21 protein-coding genes are annotated in these 24,877 nt (G+C 42.2%); 14 read left to right on the top strand and 7 right to left on the bottom strand.

Annotation, left to right across the window (positions count from 1 at the left end; genetic code table 11):
* Nucleotides 1–52 precede the first annotated feature (52 nt).
* Nucleotides 53–1,648: a fibronectin type III domain-containing protein gene (locus tag B050_RS0114810; RefSeq protein WP_018474720.1), complete on the bottom strand. Its 1,596-nt coding sequence runs from the start codon at nt 1,646–1,648 to the stop codon at nt 53–55.
* 262 nt (nt 1,649–1,910) lie between these two features.
* Here B050_RS0114810 and B050_RS0114805 point away from each other — a divergent pair, with 262 nt between their 5' ends.
* Entirely contained in the window at nt 1,911–2,987 is a 1,077-nt protein-coding gene (locus B050_RS0114805) for a phosphatidylinositol-specific phospholipase C1-like protein (RefSeq protein ID WP_026235921.1), read from the top strand.
* Nucleotides 2,988–3,061: 74 nt separating this feature from the next.
* Here B050_RS0114805 and B050_RS0114800 read toward each other — a convergent pair whose 3' ends face one another.
* Nucleotides 3,062–3,472, bottom strand: a complete 411-nt coding sequence (locus B050_RS0114800) for an SRPBCC family protein (protein WP_018474718.1) — start codon at nt 3,470–3,472, stop codon at nt 3,062–3,064.
* A 559-nt stretch (nt 3,473–4,031) separates the two neighbouring features.
* On the opposite strand from B050_RS0114800, the gene B050_RS0114795 reads away from it, so the two are divergent.
* Nucleotides 4,032–4,838: a 3'-5' exonuclease gene (locus B050_RS0114795; RefSeq protein WP_018474717.1), complete on the top strand. Its 807-nt coding sequence runs from the start codon at nt 4,032–4,034 to the stop codon at nt 4,836–4,838.
* A gap of 282 nt (nt 4,839–5,120) precedes the next feature.
* Here the strand turns inward: B050_RS0114795 and B050_RS0114790 are convergent, their stop codons facing one another.
* A complete protein-coding gene (locus B050_RS0114790) occupies nt 5,121–5,855 on the bottom strand; it encodes an EcsC family protein (protein ID WP_018474716.1) in 735 nt (244 codons plus the stop codon).
* Between the two features lie 25 nt (nt 5,856–5,880).
* Nucleotides 5,881–6,390, bottom strand: coding sequence for a metallophosphoesterase family protein (locus B050_RS0114785; RefSeq protein ID WP_018474715.1), 510 nt, complete (start codon nt 6,388–6,390; stop codon nt 5,881–5,883).
* 222 nt (nt 6,391–6,612) lie between these two features.
* Between B050_RS0114785 and B050_RS0114775 the strand changes: the two genes are divergently transcribed.
* The 7 genes from B050_RS0114775 (at nt 6,613) to B050_RS0114745 (ending at nt 17,787) form a co-directional block, all read left to right on the top strand.
* Nucleotides 6,613–7,974 carry an NAD-dependent succinate-semialdehyde dehydrogenase gene (locus B050_RS0114775; protein ID WP_018474713.1) on the top strand — a complete coding sequence of 454 codons (1,362 nt, stop codon included), beginning with the start codon at nt 6,613–6,615 and terminating at the stop codon, nt 7,972–7,974.
* A 166-nt stretch (nt 7,975–8,140) separates the two neighbouring features.
* Nucleotides 8,141–9,121: a pyruvate dehydrogenase complex E1 component subunit beta gene (locus tag B050_RS0114770; protein ID WP_018474712.1), complete on the top strand. Its 981-nt coding sequence runs from the start codon at nt 8,141–8,143 to the stop codon at nt 9,119–9,121.
* 691 nt (nt 9,122–9,812) lie between these two features.
* Nucleotides 9,813–12,875: a SusC/RagA family TonB-linked outer membrane protein gene (locus B050_RS0114765; protein ID WP_157492819.1), complete on the top strand. Its 3,063-nt coding sequence runs from the start codon at nt 9,813–9,815 to the stop codon at nt 12,873–12,875.
* 17 nt (nt 12,876–12,892) lie between these two features.
* A complete protein-coding gene (locus B050_RS0114760; RefSeq protein ID WP_018474710.1) occupies nt 12,893–14,329 on the top strand; it encodes a RagB/SusD family nutrient uptake outer membrane protein in 1,437 nt (478 codons plus the stop codon).
* 483 nt (nt 14,330–14,812) lie between these two features.
* Nucleotides 14,813–15,646, top strand: coding sequence for a DJ-1/PfpI family protein (locus tag B050_RS0114755; protein ID WP_018474709.1), 834 nt, complete (start codon nt 14,813–14,815; stop codon nt 15,644–15,646).
* A 685-nt stretch (nt 15,647–16,331) separates the two neighbouring features.
* A complete protein-coding gene (locus B050_RS0114750) occupies nt 16,332–17,057 on the top strand; it encodes an SDR family oxidoreductase (RefSeq protein WP_018474708.1) in 726 nt (241 codons plus the stop codon).
* A gap of 217 nt (nt 17,058–17,274) precedes the next feature.
* Entirely contained in the window at nt 17,275–17,787 is a 513-nt protein-coding gene (locus B050_RS0114745; RefSeq protein WP_018474707.1) for a MepB family protein, read from the top strand.
* A gap of 68 nt (nt 17,788–17,855) precedes the next feature.
* Here the strand turns inward: B050_RS0114745 and B050_RS0114740 are convergent, their stop codons facing one another.
* From B050_RS0114740 to B050_RS0114725, 3 genes are all read right to left on the bottom strand, one after another.
* Nucleotides 17,856–19,031 (bottom strand): acyloxyacyl hydrolase, encoded by a 1,176-nt coding sequence (locus B050_RS0114740; RefSeq protein WP_018474706.1) that lies wholly within the window; start codon nt 19,029–19,031, stop codon nt 17,856–17,858.
* 424 nt (nt 19,032–19,455) lie between these two features.
* Entirely contained in the window at nt 19,456–19,866 is a 411-nt protein-coding gene (locus B050_RS0114730) for a hypothetical protein (protein WP_018474705.1), read from the bottom strand.
* 204 nt (nt 19,867–20,070) lie between these two features.
* Entirely contained in the window at nt 20,071–20,661 is a 591-nt protein-coding gene (locus tag B050_RS0114725; RefSeq protein ID WP_026235920.1) for an NAD(P)H-dependent oxidoreductase, read from the bottom strand.
* Nucleotides 20,662–20,756: 95 nt separating this feature from the next.
* On the opposite strand from B050_RS0114725, the gene B050_RS0114720 reads away from it, so the two are divergent.
* The 5 genes from B050_RS0114720 to B050_RS0114700 all read left to right on the top strand — a co-directional run bounded on the left by B050_RS0114720 (nt 20,757) and on the right by B050_RS0114700 (nt 24,776).
* Nucleotides 20,757–21,656 (top strand): LysR family transcriptional regulator, encoded by a 900-nt coding sequence (locus tag B050_RS0114720; protein ID WP_018474703.1) that lies wholly within the window; start codon nt 20,757–20,759, stop codon nt 21,654–21,656.
* Nucleotides 21,657–21,783: 127 nt separating this feature from the next.
* On the top strand, nt 21,784–22,530 hold the full coding sequence (locus B050_RS0114715; protein ID WP_018474702.1) for a YHYH protein: 747 nt from the start codon (nt 21,784–21,786) through the stop codon (nt 22,528–22,530).
* 68 nt (nt 22,531–22,598) lie between these two features.
* Entirely contained in the window at nt 22,599–23,090 is a 492-nt protein-coding gene (locus B050_RS0114710; RefSeq protein ID WP_169336264.1) for a toxin-antitoxin system YwqK family antitoxin, read from the top strand.
* Nucleotides 23,059–23,706 (top strand): SCO family protein, encoded by a 648-nt coding sequence (locus B050_RS0114705; protein WP_026235919.1) that lies wholly within the window; start codon nt 23,059–23,061, stop codon nt 23,704–23,706. The genes B050_RS0114710 and B050_RS0114705 overlap by 32 nt, the downstream gene beginning before the upstream one ends.
* Nucleotides 23,707–23,909: 203 nt before the next feature.
* The gene (locus tag B050_RS0114700; protein ID WP_026235918.1) at nt 23,910–24,776 is read left to right on the top strand and encodes a DUF808 domain-containing protein; all 867 of its coding nucleotides are present in this window, start codon (nt 23,910–23,912) and stop codon (nt 24,774–24,776) included.
* Nucleotides 24,777–24,877 lie beyond the last annotated feature (101 nt).

Genomic DNA, 24,877 nt, shown 5'->3' with positions numbered 1-24,877 from the left:
AAGCTATCGGCAAATAAGAGGCTTTCTTTTTAGTCTGAAGGAGAACGAATTCCTAGTCCTTCTCCACGGTAAAATGCCCTGTAGAAGACCAGTCGCTCCAATTGAGGTTTTGGTCGCGATACCTTACGCGCCAGAAGTAACTCTTGCCGGCTTTGAGAAGCTTAAATACCTTTTCATCTCTGAGGTCATCGTCTTTCTGTTGGTTTTCATTATAATACCAATTTTCATATTGCTTCCAGCTATCAAAAACCACCTGGCCGAAAGCTTCATCTGTGCTGATCTGCCAATTGGAGGCGGCATGAAAGGCCCCTTTACGATCGGAGGAGAAGTCAGATGCCTTTAGCAGCATCTCATAAGCTGGGACCTGCTGGTCGATCGGTGATACGAGCTTAGGCGCTTTAGGCTTACGGCTATATTTCCAGACGGTCACGGAATCAGTAAGCTCGTTATTTCTCGCATGGAACTGGTTTCCCTGGCTGATGCGCTTCACAGTGAACTTCGGGTCTGCTGGATCAGCATCCACCTCCACGATCACAAAGCCATATTCATCCTGCGTCACCGTAAATTCTTCGTAATCTCTCCCTTCAAATTCACCCCAATTGTCCAAGGCGCCACCAGCACTTGCCACATTGATCCATAGGTGCTTATGATCCTTAGACTGGCCGCGGGAATAGCCATGTGTGTGACCAAAAAAGTGAACTGTGGGCTTTCCAGTCTTGGTAGTAAAATCCTCAAGCAATTTCACCACTTCGCCACTAAAATCTGATTCTCCAGGAATCCATAATTCGGACTTATGCGGATGATGCATCTGAGCAAATACAAAATCAATATCTTCCATCTCCTCCGTTTCCGACAGGACGTTTTTCAGCCAATTGATCTGGTACCTGCTGCCACCTATCCCGTCATCCGTATTGGAGTTTAAGCCCAGTACTCGGACATTTCCGTGGTCCTTATACCACCAATTTTCGGCAAATTCAGGGCTGCCATTCTGAGGAAGGCTAAAGTATTTGAAATAATATACGGCCTGATTTTCATGATTCCCCAGCACTGGATAGACAGGCACCTGAGAAAATAAGTCCTCTGCCGGCCCAAAAAAATGATCCTTCCATTGATGGTAAGTAGCCCCGTTCTGCACTAAATCACCGGGCACCAAAACCATCGCCAGGTTCTCTGGCAGCTCCCCGTCATATTCCTGCTCCATATAAGCCAATATGCCTTCATTTACGATCTCACTAAACTGGTCAGGTCGGTCGCCATCTATCTGCATATCACTCATCGCCACTATATTGAAGGAGGAATGATCTGAGGCAAAAGGAGGGGTTTTGAATTGATAGGTATCTGATAATGCTTCGCCGGTTTTCACCCGGTAATAATAGGTTTTTAGCCGATCTAGGTTTTCAAGTTTCACCTCATGTACCCGTGCATCTGTGAAGTTAATATCGATAGAGATTCCTTCGGCCTGACGGCCAAGGCTAGGACTCTCCCCAAACTCCACTATGCTCTCGTCCCCGGAATCCGTCTGCCACATGATGACCGCCGACTGGGGATTCACATCTTGTATATAGGGCTTAATTTCTATTGCTTGAGCGCATATATTCTGGTAAGATACCAAAAACACAAAAAGAGGGAATAGTATTGATTTTTTCATGGGTGACTGGGTAGAATTTTGGCCAAAGGTAAGCTACCAATATGACGATGAGCTGACCTTAATATTACTAATTTGTAAACTATCAAATCTCCAAATGGGCTAGTAGAGCACTTTTGCCTAGCCTCAGTGTTACTATAAATTGACTGTAACCAATAAATTTAACCTGAAATTCATATAGAAATCGATTAAAAATGTTGAATTTGACCTACTTTCGACCCAAAATATAAAGAAAACATCCACTTCAAACACTTAGGTACACCATATGCGCTTATTAACACTAACCAGCATTATTTTATTACCATTTCTTACTTTATCGGGACTAGCCTTTGGTCAGGATCGAATGAATGACACCCAGGTAATTGGCTCGCATAATAGCTATAAGATAGGAATAGAGCCTGCGGTAATGGCTTTGATTGCAGCCAAAAGCAAGGAGCAAGCCCGGTCACTGGAATATGAACACTTGCCTATGCCTGATCAGCTGAGCCTGGGGCTAAGGAAGCTCGAGCTGGATGTCTATCATGATCCGGAAGGCGGACGCTTTACCAGTCCTGCAGCACTGGGATTACTGGATAGCCAAGGAATAAAGCACCTTCCTTATGATGAGGAGGGTAAGCTTAAGGAAAAAGGCATGAAGCTATTTCACGTTCAAGATATCGACTTCAGAAGCCATCAGCTATTATTTACAGATGCCCTGGCGGAGATTTTGGAATGGAGTAATGAGCATCCTAGCCATCATCCTATCTATATCACCTTGAATCTAAAGGAGTCCACTTACCCGGGATTTACCCCTGCCCTTCCCTTTGACGAGGGGGCGATGGATAGCTTAGAGCTGGAAATCAATACGGTCATTCCTCAAAATAAATTAATAAGACCAGACGATGTACGGGGAGATTTCGCCAGTCTGGAATCAGCAATATTGGAGAAAGGCTGGCCCTTGCTCAGTGAGGTTCAGGGAAAAATCATGTTTATCCTCGATGCAGGAACTGACAAAACGGAGCTCTATCTTTCCTTATATCCTCAGCTGGAAGGGGCGACGATATTTGCCAATGTAGAAGAAGGAAATCCTGCTGCTGCCGTCAGGATTATCAATAATCCGGAAACTAATCAGGACTATATCCAATCGCTGGTGAAAAAAGGCTATATCGTGCGCACCAGGTCGGACGAAGGCACCAAACAAGCCAGAGACAATGATTATTCGCAATTTGAACTGGCAAAATCCTCTGGAGCACATATCATCTCCACGGATTATTATATCCCTAGTGAGCTGTTCGAGTCAAGTTATATTGTGAATTTTGGCGAGGGAAAATATGAAAGATTGAACCCCCTGAGAACTAAATAATCTAGGTCAATATAATAAAAGCCCTAAGGCATGAAGGAAACCTTCTTTGGCTTAGGGCTTTTATTAGATTACCATTATTGGTTTTCTACATATTTTTTAAAATTGTCTAGGATCGCTTGCCAGCCTCCTTTTTGCATTTCGATGGAATTATCCCCTTCCGGGTCAAAGGTCTCCTCCACTATAGTTCCATTGCCATCCGCCTTAAACACGACCTCCACCACTCGCCCATCATCTAGGGTATAGGAAAGCATTTCTCCTTGGTTTACTGACATATAAGTTCCCGAAAAATCAAAGCCTTGGGTGCCATCACGAGACTCCATACGGGAGGTAAACACTCCCCCTTCACGGAGGTCGTTTGTAGCCTGAGGAGTATGCCATTCATCAGAAGCATTATTCCAATTCATAATATGCTTAGGGCTGGTCCAATAAGCCCATACAGTATCTACGGGCGCTTTTACATGTGTTGTTACAGTGATCTTCTTCATGGTTATTTTTATTATGCTTAAATAATTTCAAGTTGTTGGGGCTATATAATTCTATGGTTATGAGGATAAAAATAAGCTTATATGCTCATAAATTCAATGTAGAAAACTGCTTAATTCTAGTTTCCTATTAATTAAATCCTCGATTGCTACCCAATGAAAATAGTGATGCAAATCGCGTTCCTGTAAAGGGATTTTAAACAAAAAATTAGAATTTAATAGTAGTTTAGACTCGATTTGCAAGAAAAAAGATCAACAGATAAGTCATCACACGCAATTAAAAGCTTTACTTGTGGATGTGACTTCTTCCTATATGATTTTCATATCTTCCAAGGTATAAGGACTTAGGCTGGGTGAGTAAGGATTTATTAATTGAGAATTTTAAGGGGTACCTGATGTTTTCCATAATATAAAGAGGCCAACACCATTTTTGCTACAGATTTAGGTAGGAATGAATACGAATCGTTATCTTTGAAAGGAAGAAAATTATAATCCAGAATTGTAAACCAATCAGTATAAGCGCACAGGGATGTCCTGTGATTTATAGGCAAAAAACTTTATCATGAATTTAAACTTAAAATCCCCACTCGCATTTTTTGATCTGGAGGCCACCGGTATCAATATTTCCACGGATAGAATAGTGGAAATATCCATTGTAAAAGTCCATCCTGGCGGAGAGGAAGAAATCAAAACCATGAAAATCAACCCGACGGTGCCTATCCCAAAGGAGGTGTCGTTGATTCATGGGATTTATGATAAGGACATCAAAGATGCTCCCACCTTCAAGGATGTGGCAAAAGAGCTTCACCAATTCCTCGAAGGCGCTGACCTGGCAGGCTTCAATGTGCTGAAATATGATATCCCATTATTGGTAGAGGAATTCTTACGTGCGGGAATTGACTTTGATATCGAAAAAAGAAACCTGCTAGATGCGCAGAAGATTTTTCATATGATGGAAAAAAGAAACCTCTCAGCGGCATATAAGTTTTACTGCGGCCAGAAACTCGAAAATGCGCACAGTGCTGAGGCCGATACCTTAGCGACCTATGCCGTATTCAAAGCCCAAATCGAACGCTATGAAAACGAAGTTGCTGAAGACTTACAAGGCAATAAACTCGGGGTAATCGAAAACGATATGAAGAAGATCCATAACCTCATCAATGAGAAAATGGTGGATCTCGCTGGTCGATTTATCAATAACGATCAGGGAGTAGAATGCTTTAACTTCGGCAAACATCGTGGCAAACCGGTGGAGCAAGTGCTGAAGGAAGAACCTAATTACTATGACTGGATGATGAAGGGCGATTTTCCACTGGACACCAAAAGGAAATTTACCCAGATAAAACTCAGGAACTTCAATAACCGATAATAAGCCGCTTATCGGCATTAAATAGCCTACATACAGTTTCGGTCGAAAGAAAAAATATCCTTATTGATTATGAGCTGATGGATAAATAAAGAAGGTGCCTCTCTTTAGTTTTAAGGAAAGGCACCTTCTTTTGCTTATAGCTCGGTTACTTTTTGCTCGTTCAAAGATTTAGCCTTACCCTCTCATTCGATGGTCAACTCCCAAGTCGGCCAATTTTATTGGCAATAAGGCCTTCATCCTTCCTTGCTAAAGCAGCCAACAGTAACTACGCCAACTCGAATCTTACTCAATGGCTTTCTTATGGTGAAAATAGCGTAATCGGTAGCAATACTTCGCTGTATCTGCCAGGTGATCAGACAGCTGCCAGTTGGCTACTGCTCCGACTCCTGCGCCAATGATTGGAATCAGCTGAGCCAGTTTTGCTAAGTCCATATAATCCCTGTATTCTATCTGAAAACTCTTCCAGTCAAAACTATCTCCCTGGACTGGTAAATCCTTGGCTGCATTTTCCCAATTTTCGATTATCTCGATTACTTCTTGTCTTTTCTGCTGGCTGGAAAACGCCAGTTGGAATACATGGAGCATAAATATCCGTTCTCGAAAGTCTTTCACATCATGGCCGTACATGGAGGCGATCTCAAAAAGCATCTTCATTTTGATGGCCAAAAAAGCAGGAAAATCGGCAAATCCCATAAGAATGCCCCCTGCTCCGGTGACAGCCCCCTCCACCGAAGCGGTGCGCTGGTACCACTTCACCCTATCCCGTATCTTCAGCTCTCTTTTGGCTAAGGGAAGATCCGCAGGAAGCTGGGGATTGGCGTAGGCAGAGCCAAAGAGCACCCCTTTCACCATCTTCTCAATGGCAAAGGTGACCGCTTGGTGTACCTTATCAGGAATTATATCATTTATCTTATGCTGGATTCCCTTGGAGAATCGGTGCCATAGATTAGGATTCTTCTTGATCTTAACCAGCCAAGCTGACAATTCATAATACGCTATTTCTTCATCTAGTAACATCCTGTGATTCCTTACAAGTATTGTGCTAAGACTTCAGACTCCCCCTCTTCCCAAGCTCTACCACTCGAAGATTCTTAGGCTTTCCCTCCTCCAAGTCAAATTTCAATATTGTTTTCATCTGGTGAAAGCCATGATTCCCCATAGCTCCAGGATTCATGTACAGGCATTTCAGTTCCTGATCAAATTCGACTTTACAGATATGCGAGTGGCCACAAATAAACATCTGGGGATTTACATCCTTAATCCGTTTCTTCACACCTGTGGCATACCTAGGCGGTTTGCCACCAATATGAATCATCAGCACCTTCACCCCTTCGACGGTAAATACCAGCTCTTCGGGGTACTTCTCCCGCATCTCGCTTCCGTCTATATTGCCTGTCACCACACGGAGGGTCTTGCCGGCAGGTAACGCCTCCATGACCGAATCTGTGCCAATATCCCCTGCATGCCATATCTCATCCACATCCTCCAAATGAGCGAGGGTCGCCTCGTCAATATACCCGTGTGAATCCGATATCAATCCTACTTTTACCATATCTATTTTATATTGAAAACTTCCTTCGCTAGCTTCTTATTGGTTTTAGCTAACAAAGAACTGCAAATTAAACAAAGGATAAAAGAACTTCATTTATTTACAAAAAAGGAACAGTTTATGCTGAAAACAGAGAAAAATTACGAGTTTATGGTATTCTAATCTCCTAAGCAGTCAGCAATCCCTTTTAATAGAACGTATAATCTTGAAAACTAATCCTAAGCTATGAAATCCATCAATCCCTATTCCGGTGAATTACTGCAAGAATTCCAGGACCACACGGAAGAGCAAGTAGAAAATGCTATAAAAAACGGTCAAAGTGCTTATTTATCGTGGCGCAGCACACCCCTGTCAGAGCGTGCATCTCTAATGGGCAAAGCGGCGGAGGTACTTCGGAGCCGAAAAGAAAAATACGCTAAGATCATCTCCTTAGAGATGGGGAAAGTGATCACGGAAAGCCGCTCAGAAGTGGAAAAATGTGCGATGGTATGCGATTATTATGCAGAGAAGTCTGAGGAATTTCTTGCGGATGAGCCGATTGAACTGCCTGATGGAGCCAAAGCTAAGCGGGTATTTGACCCATTAGGGATAGTATTGGCTGTGATGCCTTGGAATTTCCCTTTCTGGCAGGTATTCCGGTTTGCAGCGCCAAATCTTACCGCCGGGAATGTAGGCTTGCTAAAGCATGCCTCGAATGTCCCACAATGTTCCTTGGCGATCGAAGAGGTTTTCACCGAAGCAGGATTTCCTGCGGGGGTATTTCAATCCTTACTGATCGGTTCGGACAAGGTGGAGAAGATACTCCAGCATCCCCATGTAAAAGCGGCCACACTGACGGGGAGCGAAAAAGCAGGCGAGATGATCGCTTCCCAGGCGGGGGCGGAAATCAAAAAGACCGTGCTGGAACTTGGGGGTAGCGATCCTTTTATAGTATTGAAGGATGCAGATATTAGTAAGGCCGCCGAAACGGCCGCTAAGGCGAGAATGATTAATTTTGGGCAAAGCTGCATAGCCGCCAAGCGGTTTATCGTGGAGGAGGAAGTGTATGATGAATTTTTGGGCAAATTTAAGGCTGCCATCGAAGACTATAAGGCTGGAGAACCCTTGGATGAGGATGCTGGATATGCCTGTATGGCCAGACCGGATTTGGCTGAGGAGCTCTATCAACAAGTGAAAAAATCTGTGGATCTGGGAGCAAAGGTCATCCTTGAGGGAATGGAGCCAGAAGAGGGCAAGGCATTCTTTAAACCCATCATCCTCGCCGAATTGACACCCGATATGCCCGCCTATAGCGAAGAATTATTTGGTCCGGTGGCCTCTGTCTTCAAGGTAAAAAATGAGCAGGAAGCAGTTTCGATAGCAAATAGCAGTGTGTATGGTTTGGGATCTAGCCTATGGACCAATGATTTGGATAAAGGAGAAAGAATTTCCCGGCAAATCGAAAGTGGTGCTGTATTCATCAATTCTATGGTCGCCTCCAATCCGCACCTACCATTTGGTGGGATAAAGAAATCTGGGTATGGAAGGGAACTTTCGGTAGATGGCATCCGGGAATTTATGAATATTAAGACGGTTTACCTTGGCTGAGCGACTCTGGGCATCGGTAATAGCGGCCATATAAAGAGATAGCTGCGTATCTCACCATAGAAGAGCAAAAAAACATTTTATTAATAAGTATCAGGTTAATTCTTTAATGGACTTGGTAATTGAAGGATTAGTTTCTATTTTTACGAGCGAAAATTTTGGCTAAAAAATGAGAATAATACAGTTTAGAGAAGCATTAAGAGAGGCCATGACCGAAGAAATGAGAAGAGACGAAAGCGTTTTTCTCATGGGTGAGGAAGTGGCCGAATACAATGGAGCCTACAAAGTAACCCAAGGCATGTTGGATGAGTTTGGACCAGAGCGGGTATATGACACCCCTATCTCCGAAGGCGGCTTTGCCGGCCTTGGTGTAGGAGCTGCCATGAACGGCCTTCGTCCCATCATCGAGTTCATGACTTTCAACTTTTCGCTGGTAGCCATTGACCAAATCGTAAACTCCGCTGCGAAAATGTACGCCATGTCTGGTGGAGCATATAATGTCCCTATCGTGTTCAGAGGCCCGACCGGTAACGCCGGCCAGCTGGGCGCTACTCACTCTTCCAACTTTGAGAATTGGTTTGCCAATACTCCTGGCTTGAAGGTGGTGGTTCCTAGTACTCCTTATGATGCTAAAGGACTTCTCAAAGCCTCTATCCGTGATAATGATCCTGTGATCTTCATGGAATCAGAACTTATGTACTCTGATAAAGGTGAAGTTCCTGAAGGTGAATACCTGCTTCCTATTGGCCTGGCCGATATCAAGCGTAAAGGAAAAGATGTAACCATCGTTTCTTTTGGCAAAATTATGAAAGTAGCTTTGGAAGCTGCTGAAGAACTCGCCAAAGACGGTATCGAAGCCGAGGTGATCGATTTGAGAACAGTACGACCTATTGATTACGCTACTGTTTATGAATCAGTGAAGAAAACCAATCGTTGTGTAGTCGTTGAAGAAGCAAATCCAATTTCTTCCCTAGCTACTGACCTGGCTTTCAATATCCAAAGAAACATGTTTGATTACCTTGATGCACCTGTATTGAGAGTAAACTCCATGGATATCCCATTGAGTTATTCCCCTACTTATATCGAAGCGACTCTTCCAAATGTGAAAAGAACCATCGAAGCGGTGAAGCAAGTTACTTATGCAAAGTAAGGCTTAAAGGCTTTATATATACATCTAAAGCATCCGCCTCGGCGGATGCTTTTTTATTTGGTGAACATGGTAAATCCTGATAAATAATACAGGTTATAATTGATCATTTTTTTTCCGGATAGGTGTACATAAATGTATTATTCTATTCGATTAATACCTTTCCTTACACCGACAATACTGACCGTAGTTATCCTCCCGCTCCTATGATTTTATCCTGGTTTTGCTTACCCAATTAAGTCAATTCCAATTAGTTAAACTCTAAGTGCCCATACTAATAAGCACCATTGCTCATCGCCTCCCAATTACAAGTCACTTTTAATCAAACGCCCCATCCAACACTAGAGGAACGAGTACTCCACTCAAATTATAGAGAGGAAATGAAATCAAAATCTAATTAGGGGATAAATGATAATTTTAAGTTAAAAACAACCATTCATAAGTAAAAAACAAATAAAACAAAACTTTATTTTTTCATTATTACTATAATACAGTTGTACTATAAGATATTTTTTCTAATATTATCTAATACCGATAACAAAATCAATCCTATCTATTTATAAGCTTCATCGATATATAATAGAACACAAATAGCCATACAACTATATAAACATGAGCTTTTGGTCTATTAAACGTCTTTATCAAGCATTATCATTAACGTCAGTTAAGCTTCTTATAATTTAAATAAATGCTTATGAAAAAATTATTTACAATCATCGCATTCTTTGTGGTAAGCATTACACTTGCACAGACTGTCACTGTTCGAGGAACGGTTACCAATGCCGAGACTGGCGAACCTCTGATAGGCGCTAACATTCTGATCAAAGGCACTTCCAATGGGACCATTACTGACCTGAATGGAATTTATTCACTTAATGCAGAAAAATCATCTACCTTGGTCTTCAGTTTTATTGGTTTTGGATCAAAAGAAGAAATCGTCGGAAATAGATCCATTATTGATGTTAACCTATCCGGATCGGAACTCGACGAAGTAATCGTAGTAGGCTATGGAACGCAGAAAAAGAAAAATCTTACAGGAGCTGTAGGCACCCTAAACACTGAGGATATCGGAAGCCAAAGTGTCACCAGCGCTGCCAGTGTTTTACAAGGTCGAGTTTCCGGAGTGCAGCTGATCCAAGGTTCGGCTCAGCCAGGAAATGACAATCCCACCATTCAAATCCGGGGCGTAGGGACCGTAAGGTCCTCCATAGATGGTCAAAACAATGATTCTGCTCCTTTGGTATTGGTGGACGGCGTACAGTCCACGCTAAATGATGTCCATCCCAATGATATCGAAAGTTTTTCTGTGCTAAAAGACGCTTCTTCTGCTGCGATCTATGGTGCCAGAGCAGCCAATGGAGTAATATTAGTCACCACCAAAAGAGGAAAATCAGGCAAGCCGAAGGTCTCGTTAAATTCCTATATTGCCTTCCAAAGTGCTACGGCCACACCGAGCGTATTGAGCCCATATAATTTTGCTTTGCTCAAAAATGAGGCTCAAACCAATATTGGAAATACCGAAAGCTATACGCAATCAGAACTTGACTTATTCAAAAATGGCGGCAATCCTCTGTACAATAATGGCCCATCGTTTTTTGATGAGGGTTACCGAAAAGGCGCACCATTACAGAATCATTACTTCTCAGTAACTGGAGGTACCGAATATGTCAAGTATATGTTCTCAGCCGGCTTCCAGGATCAAGAAGGGATCGTCATCGAAACGGATTCGAAGCGCTATAATTTCCGCTCTAATGTGGATGTAAAAGTCTCTGAAAAATTCAGAACAGGACTAAATATATCAGGAAGTTTCACTAATAGCAACGAGCCTAATTATAGCAACTTTGGTGTGACCCAACTAGTAAGAGATATGATTCGTCACGCTCCACTAAACCCTTATCGCTACGAAAACGGCTATATCTCCATGGGCAATGTGGAACTGTCAGGCCGGACCTCCACCGCCATCCATCCGATTGGACTGGCAAAGTATGGCGGGAATGACAATACGAAATACTACCGAGCCACGCCCAACTTATATATGGAGCTTGAACCTATCAAAGACCTGATCTTCAAAGCCAATGGATCAGTCTATGTAGAGGATAGAAAGCAGAGTTTTTTCCGCAGTAAAATGACTGTTTCTGATGGGAAAAATGTATTTACTGCCAACGGTTTGGGTGAATATAGGGAAACAGACTTCCTGAATACCACCTCTACATTTGAGCTTACCGCCAGATACAATAAGACTTTTGGCAAGTCCAACTTTGGCGGACTGGCAGGCTACACTAGCCAAGCCTATCGCCAGGACTTCCTTTCTGCTGCCAACGAAGGCTATAACAATGACCTGCTTACCGAACTTGATGTGGCCTCGCTCAATCCTAGCGTGGGAGGAAATGCTTCCGAGTGGGCACTTCAGTCGTATTTTGGAAGGGTAAATTATGACTATGACGGAAAATACCTCGCCGAATTTAATATCAGGTACGATGGATCTTCGAGATTCGGAGAAAATAACCAGTACGGTACATTCCCTTCCTTTTCTTTGGGATGGAATATGGCTAAAGAAGCATTTATGGCCAACCTGACTAAGGTTAACGAAATGAAAATACGAGCCAGCTGGGGACAACTAGGTAATCAAAATATTGGTAATTACTCAAGCATCGCCACCGTCAACCTGGATCAGCCTTATGTATTTGGAAACAGCTTAGTCGCAGGAGCTGCGTCCAGAGCTTTGGCAAATCCCAATGTCAAATGGGAGACCACTGAAACTACCGACATTGGCTTAGACATGACGATTTTTGATTATAAACTATCCTTCACGGCAGATTATTACAATAGAAAATCCAAAAATGTATTACTCAGCCCACCCGTAGTGGCTACCCTGGGCAACCTGTCCCCCCCTGTCCAAAATCAAGGTGAAATCCAAAATCAAGGCTATGAGTTCTCCTTAAACTATTATGGAAATATCGGAAGTGAATTTCGCTATAGCTTATCGGGAAACTGGTCGCATAATGATAATAAAGTACTGAAACTGGACAGTGAATTCCTGTCGGCCAATAAAGTCCTAACCAAAGAAGGCTATCCTATCAACTCGTTTTACGGACACGTCATCACTGGAATCTTCCAGTCGGATATTGAGGCTCAGGACGCTGAATCGTTTGGATTACAACCCGGAGCCACATTGGTCAGTGCAGGTGATTATATCTATGAGGACAGGGACGGTAACGGCATAGTGAATGCAGACGACCGAGCAATCATCGGTGACCCCAATATCCGAAATACGTATGGAATGACCCTTACCGCCGATTATAAAGGCTTTAATTTCAGAATGATGTTTCAAGGAGTGCTCGGCCGTGATGTCGAAAACGGAGTGTTCGGTACAGACGGAATGAGGGGGTACAGTAACCTTACCAACCTCTACCTCGACCGATGGACTCCAGAAAATCCCGACACAGACGTGCCTCGGGTCGCTACAAACTACAAATACAATACGTCCCTATTTGTAGGCCCTGCCTTAAGTTCTGCGATATTGAATGCTTCTTACCTAAGAATGAAGCATATCGAGCTAGGATATACTTTCCCAGTTGAATTGACAGAAAGATTAGGCTTCTCTAATCTCCGCGTCTATGTGGCAGGCCAAAACCTACTCACTTTCACCAAGTTTGTAGATGGCTTCGATCCGGAGGATGCTTCCACGTTTAACAACGTGAATGACAGCTATCCTCAAGCCAAAACCGTGTCCATGGGTGTAAATATTTCCTTCTAACTATGAATCTTACTATTATGAAAAAATATATTGCCATCCTTATGGCGGTACTTTTCAGCAGCTGTGCAGATTTAGACCGCTATCCGTTAAACGCTATTGGCGAGCCCCAATTTTGGTCATCCTCTGATGATGCAGTACTAGGTATCAACGGCGTTTACAACGTCCTTGCGCATAATCATATGTATCGGGACTTCATGCGCCACTCTGATGCCATTGGAGATAATGCCTACTCTCAATACTCATTTAACTATTACCTCGAAATCAGCGAAGGAAGAGGCTATGATGCCTCCAGCGTATGGCCGCTAAACTTTTGGAAAAAATCCTATGAAGGTATTGTCCGTGCCAATGAGGTGCTGGAAAATGTACCCGACATCACCATGGATGAAGCAACCAAATCCCGAATCTTAGCCGAAGCTCACTTCTTAAGAGCCTTGTTTTATTTTCACCTGACCAACCTCTACGGAGATGTGCCTCTGGTTCTGACCAAGCAAACTATCGGTGAGTCCCTGGTCGCCAGAGACCCTAAAGCGACTATAGTCACTCAAATCTTAAATGACCTGACATTGGCCGCCTCCATCCTTCCCGATTCCTATGGACCGAGTAATCTGGGTAGAGCTACCAAGGGTGCTGCACTCACCTTGAAGTCAAGGGTTCATCTATATAATAAACAATATGCAGAAGCCATCAGCACCGCAAATGAAGTGATCGCCCTGGGCTATGACTTATTGCCCCAATCTAGCTATAAGGACATGTTCCTGCCTACTTTGGAAAATAATGCTGTCGAATCGATTTTTGAAGTTCAATTCCTTGGAAAAAGTGGAACTTCTGGCGTTGGCAGTTCTTTTAATTCCAATTCTGGTGCCACCCCATCCTTTGGAGGAGCATCTTATTCTCCAATCCAGGAACTGATTGACGCTTATGAGCCTGGTGATATTCGCAGGAACGTTACCGTTTTAGAACCCGGCCAAACTTTTGCCGGTCTAGCTTTTGATCCAGTGAGGTCTCCAACAGGATATGCATTGATCAAGGGGGTTATCCCTGATGTAACCATCACAGATGATGGGGATGCGAACTTCGTGGTCATGCGATATGCTGAGGTTTTGCTAAACTTGGCTGAAGCTGAAAATGAGCTGAATGGGCCCACCACGATTGTTTATAATGCCATCAATGAAATCCGAAACCGGGTCAATCTTTTGGATCTTCCAGGTGGTATGAGTCAGGAAGAAATGAGGATTGCAATCAAAAAAGAACGAAGACTAGAATTAGCTTTCGAAGGCCATCGTTATTTTGACCTCCTCCGCTATGGAAGCGCAGACTTAAAAGCCTCCATGGAAAGCGTCACTAGCGTACAAGGTCACGAAAGAATTTACAATGACCGTCTGCTGCAATGGCCAGTGCCACAAAATGAAATTAATATTGACCAAAACCTGCTACCCCAAAATTCAGGTTGGTAAATTAATTCTACTGAATCAGTCAAGATTATCCATAGAAAAAGCACTCCAGAATTTTCCGGAGTGTTTTTTTTATGCTTATAAAGTGGCTAATGCCCCCCCTGCGCTTCCTAATACCTCCTTCCATCTATGTCATTATTGGGTCATTTATAGAGTGAAAAGCAAAAGTAAAGCAGCCTGCTATTCATAAAGTAGTCTCAGCCTTTATATAATATTATTGAATTTAAGTTGACTGACTTTGATAGCCTATGAAGGATATAATATAATTCTTTAGCAGGGGCAAAAAATGTAATCCTTCTAAGTACAAAGGGAACTAGTAGAGGCCTTTCATTAATCAAGTGGATAATTGTCCCAATCAAAAATAAGTGACATTGGATCGGATAATAAATTGGTCTATATTCCGCTTACTTGCCAGCTTTCTACCAATCGCTAAGCTTGACGACTTACAAATTTGACTATGAAAAGATAACCTTAAGCTCCTAGCTAATGAAAATCACTACAATATTAACCATCCTTCCTGCCCTTCTTCTACTGAGCTGCCAATCAGAAAAAACAGATGATTCAGCAGTTCCACTTTCCAAAAATCTTGAAGAGTTAGCTTCCGATTCAGTGGCTAGCTGCAGTCCCAGGATTTTAAAGAGAAATACAGACCATGGACTGATCTTACTCACGGAGGGTCAGAAGGGGGAATTGTCTAAGAAACTAAAGAAATTAGACCCTAATTTGCCAATTATAGGTCTTCTGATGTACGATAATGTGCTAACGACAGAGCTTACTGCTCCAATGGATGTATTTACCAAGCTAACAGAGGATGGTAAAGCACTTTTTAATGTCATCACCATTGCCGAAAATTATGATTTCATTGTAAGCGAGGAAGGTTTAAAAATGTTTCCAGATTATACCTTAGAAAATTCTCCTCAGCTGGATATTCTTATTGTCCCGAGTGCTTATGATATGTCTCTTCAGGTAAAAAATCAAAATTTGGTAAATTTTATAAAAAGCCAAAATAGTAATACAGATTATACAGTAAGCAATTGCGCGGGTGCAACATTAATTGGGGAATCGGGAATCGCAGACGGAAAGAAAATTGTGACCTGGATAGGTGGTGGAGAGGATTTGCAGAAAAATTACCCCAACCTAAAAGTGCAGGACGATGAGAGTGTCAGCTATATGGAAGACGGGAAATTCCTTTCTTCCAATGGTAATTTGGCCTCTTACATCTCCTCACTGGAGCTCTTGGAGAAGCTAAGCAGCATAGAACACCGAAAATTCGTGGAGTCTTACCTTTATCTGGATCGGCTGCAGGACTGGAAAAAATAAGTGTGGTTTTACTATAAATTCTGGTTCATTATAGCAATAAGGATGTTCAAAATAGTTCCTACGCCTCAGTAGCTGAATATTAACTTATTTAAAAAAAACACCTATAAGTTCATGTCATTTTTAGAGGATCAAAAGCAACCCTATCCGTCGATAAAAACTATTCAGATGAAAATATTTTTTATCACCGGGTTAAGCTTCAGTAGTATTTCATTAAGGTTTACCCAGACCCTTAAGGTACCAGCAATGTTAGATCAAGCTCCGCAAGCAAGTTTTCGCGTCAGGGAATAGCCTGATCCTGGGGCATCCCTGAGCTTTATTATTCTTTATACCTTCCATCGAGCTATAAGAAAGGCGAGAAATATCCCGTGATTGTGGAGTACACGGGGAACGAATGGAAACCTAGTGGGTCTTAAAACCTGCGGTGGAGATCAACCTTCAAGCTGATTTATCAGGAATTGATTTTTCAATTTATCAATAAACACCTGTTTAATTTCCTGTAAAAAATGTATTTTTCACTACATTGCTTAAGCGATACAGAGGAGCAAAAGTTTACTACTCCCAATATCAACATTCATAGAAACTATACTTCCACAGCTATCTTCATGGCGTGTAAAGGACTCTTAAAAACCCGAGCTAACCTTCTTCATTCATCAAAATACCAATTTTACGATCAATCAACATTCATATGGATAAAGTCATCATTATAACTGGCGCATCAAGAGGAATAGGAAAAGAAATAGCAGTTTTATTGGCAAAAGAGGGAGCCAGGGTGGTGGTAAACTATTCCAGTAGTGCCAAAGAAGCGGAGGAAACGGTACTTCAAATAAACAATGCTGGAGGGAAGGCACTCGCCATCCAGGCCGATGTCAGCCAAAAAGACCAAGTAAAAGGCTTGTTTGACAAAACGATACAGCACTATGGAAAAGTGGATGTGCTCATAAATAATGCTGGCGTCCTAGTCACCAAAGCCCTAAAAGACAATACAGAGGAAGATTTCACCAAGCTATTTGACATCAACGTCAAAGGGGTATTCCACACCTTAAAAGAGGCCTCCGAGAAACTAGCAGATAATGGCATAATAATCAATGTTTCTTCCAGCACCGTAAAACTCATGCTCCCCAGCTATGCGCTATATTCCGCCTCCAAAGCTGCGGTGGAACAAATGACCAGAGTTTTCTCCAAAGAAATCGGCCGAGGAATCTCCGTCAATGCCATAGCCCCAGGCCCTACCAGTACTGAATTATTTCTGAATGGTAAATCAGAAGAATTCATCCAAAAACTAGCTGGGATGAATGCCTTTAACCGTTTGGCAGATCCTATCGATATTGCCAGAGTAGTACTTTTCCTGGCAAGTGATGACTCTAAATGGATCTCAGGCCAAGTGATCGGTGCCAATGGAGCAATGGTGTAACCTCTAAAAAATTACCGATGCCCCCTACCTATTTTATCAGGATATTTATGCACCATTTAAGCGATCCAACTGTAGGAAGCATAAGGCTTATGGGAAGGCCATTTCTGCCCACAAGCGTTACTTTTGGTCATAAATAAAATGCTCTAATAGATTCAATCACCTCTTTCCTAGCTTAATATTGTTGAGGGAATAGTTCATCTTCAAGGTACAATAGCAAATGAAACAAGCCATGCCCAGCCCCTATTCCCATATCCATTTGGACCTTTATGATTATTTGGGATGGGCTATTTCTCACTATGAAGTAGCTCTAGAAAGTGTCGAATATAAAGCCTGCCAATTTAAGGTGAAAGACCTTAGGATAATCAGTAGAAATGCCAAAATCACTCCCAGGAAAACAGGGCAGTTTGTCACCTGTTGGAAAAGGCTGGATAATGGGCCAATAGAGCCTTTAAGCAGCAATGATCCTTTTGACTTTTTGCTGGTGAATGTTTTTACCGCTGATCAGAAAGGTCAATTTATCTTCCCAAAATCAATTCTTCATCAAAAAGGAATCCTATCCACAGCGACCAAAGAAGGTAAAAGAGCCTTTAGAACCTACCCCAGCTGGGATATCCCCACGAGCAAGCAAGCACAAACCAGCCAAAAATGGCAATTGAATCATTTCCATGAATGGACAACTCTGCCAGATCTCGATAGGATAAGGAAGCTGTATGGTCAGCTAATAGGTTAAAGAATATCACATAAACTGGTAAAAAGAAATGCCTTTCCATAATTAAGAATCATCTAAGAAGAAATAGCTCAGTCTGGCCTTTGGTTATTCAGCGTAAATCCCAATCCTAACATCAGAAAATTTGCCTCCTCGAAATCTTTGAGATTATAACCTACATGAATGAAGGAGGTCTTGCTGGTGCGGGCTTTTACCCAAAAAACCTGATAGGTGCCATCAAAGTCTTTTCCTCCACGGAGGACATTTCTGCCTATCCCCATACCGATAGTAAAAACGGGTAATACCAATTCTGACCGCGCAGAGAGCCCCAATGCCAGGCGATTCCCAAAGGGGGGCTGAACAATTATCGGCCCAGGATTAGGCTCTCGTGGCCCCACAATAATCGGCTCACCATAGACATTGGCACTGCCATCATACAGGGGATCCAGCGATAGTCCTGCTCGGAATTTATAGGTGAAATTATATAAAGCGCTAAGATTCATCCCCATCACGGTATAGGTATATGGGGAGGGAATTTTGGAGCCATAAACTTCCACCCCCTTCTTCCTCCACGAGCCATAGGCGATCACATCATAACTTATATGTGGCTGAAATTCCGCCACAGACTGCGCTGCTTTCGGCAGTTGCGATCGGGTATCAAGTTTATAGGTAATCCCCAGTTTTCCACCCACCATATTCAATCCCGAATTGGGGTATTGGGTGTTTCCATTGCTGAAATGTGTAAGATCAGAGCCCAATTCCATGGACACAAAATCGCTAAGCTGCCAATTTAAAACCAAGCCGGTATTTATATAAGCGTTAAATCTGGATCCCACCACCTTATTATTGGGGTTGTTTTCTATATCATAAGGCTGCCATCCTCCAGACACGCCAAAATTCCACTCAAAGTTCAACTGTATCTTCCGACCCAAAGAGGCCAACCTGGTCCCCTGAAATATATAAAGGGCGAATGGGTTCCCAAGCTCATTCTTATTACCAAAATAAAACTGACTAAGGCCTATTCCCCAATAGCTATCGCCATATAAGGGCTTCAATGGCGAATGAGCTGGCAAATGGAATGAAAATCTTAAATGAGGAGAATACGAAAATGAGGTCAACTCTAAACTTTCCTCTCCCTGAAAGAATGACTTCGTAGGAAATACATAGGCCATCCGGTTTTCTATACCAAGACGATGTTCATACTTCCGAGAGTTTATACCAGCCTTTTCGTCCTTTGACTGCGGCACCATTATGGCATTTTGCGCCATGACATTTATAGAAATAAAAAATAGAAAAGCCAAGGTGCAGAAGCCTCTATACCCCGTACAGACTGACAAAACTAAATTTTGATAGGCCTTAGACATTCCATCATATCATCTCCTCCATATATTTTATATATCCTTATGAGGTTAAAAATCCGATTATTCCCTCTAAAATGCTAAAATTGACCGACAAAAGCGATGATACTACTCAAAAAATCCAAATAATTGATAAGTGATTGCTAAAAGCTCGCACAAACAGCGAAATAATGGAAGCCATGAAGCGCTTACATTGATGCTAAGCATTGCTACATTAAAGAAAATAAATCCCTTGACCAAACGGCTTTTTAGCGATGATCAAGCTTAGCCCGATAAAAGATACTTTTTCGCAAAGACCTATTTAAAAGGATTGGATTGATGCAATATATAGGTCTCAATCTTCCTCGGGATCTTCCCTAACAGTCAAATCTTGCAATAATTGGTTTATACCCAGCGGCTCTACCACGATCTCACTTCTTTGATCTACCAATTCTTCATTTACAAAGGTGAAGCTAGTCCTCACTTCAATATAGATATTGTCTGTTCTCAATCCTGATTTAAGTTTTTTGAGTAAATGCTCTATATAGTGGTAAACATTTACCTTTTCCTGAGCATCATTGAGGTACATTTCCTTGAAGGTGGGATAACCATATATCTCCACGAAATCAGTTTTCAGAATCCCTAGCTCTTCAAAATCAGAAAAAACACTCGTTTCGGGAAAATGATGCTTGTCGATTTTATTTTGAGCACGAAGATTCCCTAAACCTAAAAAGAGACAAGCGGCAAAAATTATAAATATTTTCATAGAGTAACGAATTTAATTGGACGGCAATACCCAAGGGTATTACCATCCAATATATCAAAAACGTTGATCTAATTTTTGTTTTAAGCAAAAAACAATAAACCTCTATTTTTCAATAGATTACCATCTACATTTTATTACCTTAATTAAGCATTTATCCCCCATCAAGCTTGCATACTAGGGTCTGGCTTTTCCTATTATCTTCAATTATGAAAACATTTTTTCGAGGAAAAGCGCATACCTCTCTAGTTCCTGAGGGATATCAGCATTCTTTTCCACATCATGAAAATGCATGGAGGCAAGCCTTTCAAGTCCTATGAAGGCATTCATCCGGTGAAATCCAAAAAGGATACTATCATCTACAGACTGCTGCCTAAAGAATTCCCCCTCCAGCTCAAAAGCTTCCTTTGGAGCATTCCAGCTGGTGGTTACGATATATTTCTTCCCTTGCAATCTGCCTCCTGTACCATAGTTGATTGCCGGGTTTTTACTGCTTCTCCCATCACTATCATAGATACCCCTCTGATGTCCCGCAGTGATCACCCTATCGATATATTCCTTAAAGCCAAAAGGTAATTGAAACCACCAAATGGGAGTATGATAAACAATAATGTCGGCCCATTTGAACTTCTCCACCTCCTCCAATACATCATACTTCTCTCCCACACTGCTGGTCTGGACCGCATAGCAGTCTTTTGAGGATAAGTAGCTGCTGGTTTTTTCTAATAAAGTGGCATTAAACTCACCAGGTGAATGTGCAAACGGGTGGCCACCATTGATGATAAAAACATTTGTCATAATCATTTCATTTTTAATAATAACACAAAATTACCAGCTCTACTTCTATTATAAAAATAATATAAATTATATATTTGTATCATAAATATGATACTATGGTAAATCTGGAATGGTACCGAACCTTCATCGCAATAGTTGAAAAGCAAACTCTTACCAAGGCAGCGGAATCGCTTTACAGTTCTCAGCCTGGCGTTAGCTTACATCTAAACTCGCTCGAGGCTTATGTAGGAAGGCAGTTATTTGAGCGCACTTCCCGGCGGATGATTCCCACAGAGGAAGGCAAGCAGCTATATAATTATATAAAAGAGGCCATAGAAAAGCTGGAAAAGGCGGAGCAACATTTTAAGAAGACTTCAAAGGAACATATCCCCTCAGTAAATATTGGTATGTGTACTGAGACTTTTCAGGCCATTCTAGAATCGGAGATCTCCCAATTGCCCTTTAACCTAATCGCCAAATTCGGGAAGCATCCTGACCTAATAAAGGACCTTGAAAGTGGGATTTTGGACTTGGTGATTACCCCCAGCATTAATAAGGATAAAACTGCGCAGATCCAGTATGAAGCTTTTTCGAAGGAAACGATTATCCTGGTGGCCGGCAGCCAAACCCCATTGGAAGAAATGAGATCCCTCATTGAGCAGGACGATATTAAAGCCCTAGAAAAGCGGCTAAAAGCCAATATTTGGTATTGCGCCTCCAATGAAATGGAGCATTTTGAGAGATACTGGTTCGAAAATTTCAATAAAAGGCCTGACTTCAAGCCAAATTATATCCTTCCCAATATCAGCTCGATCATCCGTTGCTTACATGATAATAATGGATTGGCGGTGGTACCGGACTTTTTAGTGAACAGCTCCCTAAGTTCCGGGAAAATGAATCTGGTGTGGAAAGGAAGAGCAGCCGTGGAAAACACGCTTTATTTTGCCACTCAAAAAACCCCGAAATTCAAAACAGAAATCGATACTATAAAAGGTATTTTCCGCTCCAAAATGTAAAAATACTCTCCTTCAAAGAGTCCTTGAAACAGTAGGTTATTTGAAGAAATTAGAAATATTATTTCGTCCCTATTAAACCCTTCGCCCCTATGCTGGTCTAAAAAGACATATCATAAAACCAGAAGATATGAAATTGAACATTCTGAATACTGCGGTAGTACTTTTTATTATAACCGCATTTGTCAGTTGCATTGATTCCAATGCCAAGGAAAGTACCAGCTATGAGGTTCCTGAAGTTTACCGAAAAATCTACGGAGCCAGCAGCATTACCAGTGATGGCACCTATATTTATATTAAAACAAATGGCCTGCCGGACCATAAAAGTGTCTATTACTCCACCTCAAACGACCTGTATGAGCCATTTAGTGGGACGACATTTGAAGGCTACGATTTCACCAAAAACCCCAATGCCATTTATGATTTTGACTATACCTTCAAAATCCCCCTTAATCCGACAGAAGCCTCCAATCACTCCTCTACGCCCCTAGGCCCAATTGGAGTCTCGATCAATGGCGTGCCGTTTTTTAACCAATATGCGGGTCCAAACCGACCACTCACCGATGAGTTTAAGAGTTTTGATCAATACTGGGGGCATCCTGCTGGACATGGCAATTATCACTATCATATCGAGCCCCTCTATCTCACCGAAGTGAAGGCCAGCAGATCGGCCTTGATGGGCTTCTTGCTTGATGGATTTCCTGTCTATGGTCCTGAGGAAAATGGGATTGAGGTCACCGACCTGGATGATTTCCACGGTCATAGCCATGCCACCGAGGACTTCCCAGAGGGCATTTACCATTACCATATTACCAATACAGCCCCTTATATCAATGGCAATGGATTCTTTGGAAGCCCTGGCACCGTCAGCCAATGAGTAGGATAATATACTTTATTCTCCTCCTGGTCCTCTTCCAATGCAGCCCTCCAAAACCCAGTCCTGGTGTGGTAAGTAAAAAGTCACAAATCACCGAAAAAGAGGGCCTTACCCTTAAGGACGGTAGTAAATTCACGGGCTTAGCCTATGAGCTTTTTCCTGAATCTACGGACACTGTCCTGGTGGAGACCTATGTAAATGGTCTAAAAGAGGGGAAATCAAAAAAATGGTACCACGCTAACCAACTAATGGAAGTGAGAAATTACCTCGCGGGCAAGAAGAATGGAGAACAGATCGCCTATTATCAAAACGGAAATAAGAGATTTCATTTTACCGCTACTGATGACGCCTATGACGGGGAAATGAAGGAGTGGAATGAAAGTGGAAATCTAATTCACCTAGCACATTTTAAAGATGGTCAAGAAGAAGGAGTACAAAAACTATGGTATGATAATGGGAAAATCAGAGCCAATTACGTCATTATTGAGGGTAAAAGATATGGTCTCCTGGGTACAAAAAACTGCACCAATGTATCGGATAGCGTTTTTGTGGCTCAGTAGCTCATTGCTCTTAGCTTGCAGTCAAAATCAATCTGCAGGCATTCCCCTGCCCTATTATAACGAACCCACATTCAGTCCTATATTCCTGACAGATCAGTCAGAGGTGAGCGACCATATCGACCATACCATAGGTGCATTTGAAGTCTTGAATCAGGATAGCCTGATTATCACTGAGCAGATCTTCAAGGACAAAATTCATGTGGCCAATTTTATATTTACCTCCTGCGGAAGTATCTGCCCTTCCATGACGGCTAATATGAAAACGGTAAGCGACTATTTTAAAAAAGATAATTCCATTTATTTTCTATCTTTTTCGGTCACACCTTGGATAGACAGCCCGCAGGTATTGAGGAAGTATAGGGAAACAAATGAGATCCACTCCAAGAACTGGCAGTTCCTTACCGGCCAAAAAGCGGAGATTTATGATTTGGCCAGGAAATCATATTTTGCTGAGGAAGATATCGGCTTCAGTAAGGACAGCACCGACTTTCTGCATACGGAGCACTTTATATTGGTGGACCAAACCCAGCGAATTAGAGGTATATATAATGGTTCTTTGGCCTTGGAAATGAAGGAGTTAATAGCAGATATAGAAACGCTCAAGACGGAGAAATAAGGCTCAACCATTCTCCCTGGATCTCCCCTCTCCGGGCCATTTTGATTCTTCTTTCTATACGGTGAGAACACCTATTTTCTCTTGACCTCCGCCTACTATAGCGAAAAAAACTGGGATCATCTTTATTAATGAGACCTTGCTGCTTGCTGTTTTTAAGAAAACAATTCACTATTTTTGAGTTTTTAAGAAAACAAATCAACCTTATGGCATCAGGCTTTTTTGCAATATTAGACGACATCGCAACCTTGATGGACGATGTGGCGTCCATGACTAAAATCGCAACAAAAAAAACAGCGGGGATCCTTGGAGATGACCTTGCCGTTAATGCTGAAAAAGCCTCAGGCTTTGCCTCGTCGAGGGAAATCCCCGTGCTCTGGGCCATTACCAAAGGTTCATTCCTTAATAAGATCATTATATTACCGGTGGCGTTTTTGCTCAGCTCATTCCTGCCCACCGCCATTACCATCATCTTACTTCTCGGAGGAATATACCTGGCCTTTGAAGGCGCTGAGAAAATCTATGAGCTCTTTGTGCCCCATCATCATTCAAAAATCGAGGCCATCAAAGAAACCCAAACCAAAGAAGAAATCCTTGCTCTGGAGAAGGAGCGTATAAAATCAGCTATTGTTACCGACTTTATTCTTTCTGTAGAGATCGTAATCATCGCCTTAGGCTCAGTGGTCGGTGAAGCGCTGACCAACCAAATCATCGTGGTGACAGTAATTGCCATTTTGGCAACTGTGGGAGTATATGGTATCGTGGCCTTGATCATCCGTATGGATGAGGCTGGCTATAACCTAATGGCTCGTAGCAAAAATCAATCTGGTTTCTTTTTTAAACTTGGCCAAGGACTGGTAAAAGCCCTCCCTATCGTCATCAAATCGCTTGGAATCATAGGTACCATCGCCCTTCTTCTGGTGGCTGGCGGTATTTTTACCCATAATATCGAGTTTATCCATCACCTTTTCCCTGCTCTACCTGACATGGTCAGAGATTTTGCCGTGGGATTGGTTGTCGGTTTTGTCGCTCTGATGCTATTTAAATTGATCAAAAAAATATTAGGCAAATAAGCCATTCCACTTCTGGAAAATCCCCTTTCCTTTAATAGATTTTGGAAAACCTACCTCATATGGACCATTACGCTCTTAGCCTCATTAGATATGAAGCTAAG

The organism is Echinicola pacifica DSM 19836 (genome assembly GCF_000373245.1).
GTDB lineage: Bacteria > Bacteroidota > Bacteroidia > Cytophagales > Cyclobacteriaceae > Echinicola > Echinicola pacifica.
This window is presented reverse-complemented; position numbering and strand designations above follow the sequence as displayed.

Bases quoted from the DNA above. Each gene is read 5' to 3' on its own strand.
- B050_RS0114795 (WP_018474717.1), top strand. From the start codon at position 4,032: ATGAATTTAAACTTAAAATCCCCACTCGCATTTTTTGATCTGGAGGCC.
- B050_RS0114720 (WP_018474703.1), top strand. From the start codon at position 20,757: ATGGTAAATCTGGAATGGTACCGAACCTTCATCGCAATAGTTGAAAAG.
- B050_RS0114745 (WP_018474707.1), top strand. From the start codon at position 17,275: ATGAAACAAGCCATGCCCAGCCCCTATTCCCATATCCATTTGGACCTT.
- B050_RS0114730 (WP_018474705.1), bottom strand. From the start codon at position 19,866: ATGAAAATATTTATAATTTTTGCCGCTTGTCTCTTTTTAGGTTTAGGG.
- B050_RS0114740 (WP_018474706.1), bottom strand. From the start codon at position 19,031: ATGGCGCAAAATGCCATAATGGTGCCGCAGTCAAAGGACGAAAAGGCT.
- B050_RS0114715 (WP_018474702.1), top strand. From the start codon at position 21,784: ATGAAATTGAACATTCTGAATACTGCGGTAGTACTTTTTATTATAACC.
- B050_RS0114805 (WP_026235921.1), top strand. From the start codon at position 1,911: ATGCGCTTATTAACACTAACCAGCATTATTTTATTACCATTTCTTACT.
- B050_RS0114750 (WP_018474708.1), top strand. From the start codon at position 16,332: ATGGATAAAGTCATCATTATAACTGGCGCATCAAGAGGAATAGGAAAA.
- B050_RS0114785 (WP_018474715.1), bottom strand. From the start codon at position 6,390: ATGGTAAAAGTAGGATTGATATCGGATTCACACGGGTATATTGACGAG.
- B050_RS0114770 (WP_018474712.1), top strand. From the start codon at position 8,141: ATGAGAATAATACAGTTTAGAGAAGCATTAAGAGAGGCCATGACCGAA.
- B050_RS0114800 (WP_018474718.1), bottom strand. From the start codon at position 3,472: ATGAAGAAGATCACTGTAACAACACATGTAAAAGCGCCCGTAGATACT.
- B050_RS0114760 (WP_018474710.1), top strand. From the start codon at position 12,893: ATGAAAAAATATATTGCCATCCTTATGGCGGTACTTTTCAGCAGCTGT.
- B050_RS0114705 (WP_026235919.1), top strand. From the start codon at position 23,059: ATGTATCGGATAGCGTTTTTGTGGCTCAGTAGCTCATTGCTCTTAGCT.
- B050_RS0114725 (WP_026235920.1), bottom strand. From the start codon at position 20,661: ATGACAAATGTTTTTATCATCAATGGTGGCCACCCGTTTGCACATTCA.
- B050_RS0114810 (WP_018474720.1), bottom strand. From the start codon at position 1,648: ATGAAAAAATCAATACTATTCCCTCTTTTTGTGTTTTTGGTATCTTAC.
- B050_RS0114765 (WP_157492819.1), top strand. From the start codon at position 9,813: ATGAAAAAATTATTTACAATCATCGCATTCTTTGTGGTAAGCATTACA.
- B050_RS0114755 (WP_018474709.1), top strand. From the start codon at position 14,813: ATGAAAATCACTACAATATTAACCATCCTTCCTGCCCTTCTTCTACTG.
- B050_RS0114775 (WP_018474713.1), top strand. From the start codon at position 6,613: ATGAAATCCATCAATCCCTATTCCGGTGAATTACTGCAAGAATTCCAG.
- B050_RS0114700 (WP_026235918.1), top strand. From the start codon at position 23,910: ATGGCATCAGGCTTTTTTGCAATATTAGACGACATCGCAACCTTGATG.
- B050_RS0114790 (WP_018474716.1), bottom strand. From the start codon at position 5,855: ATGTTACTAGATGAAGAAATAGCGTATTATGAATTGTCAGCTTGGCTG.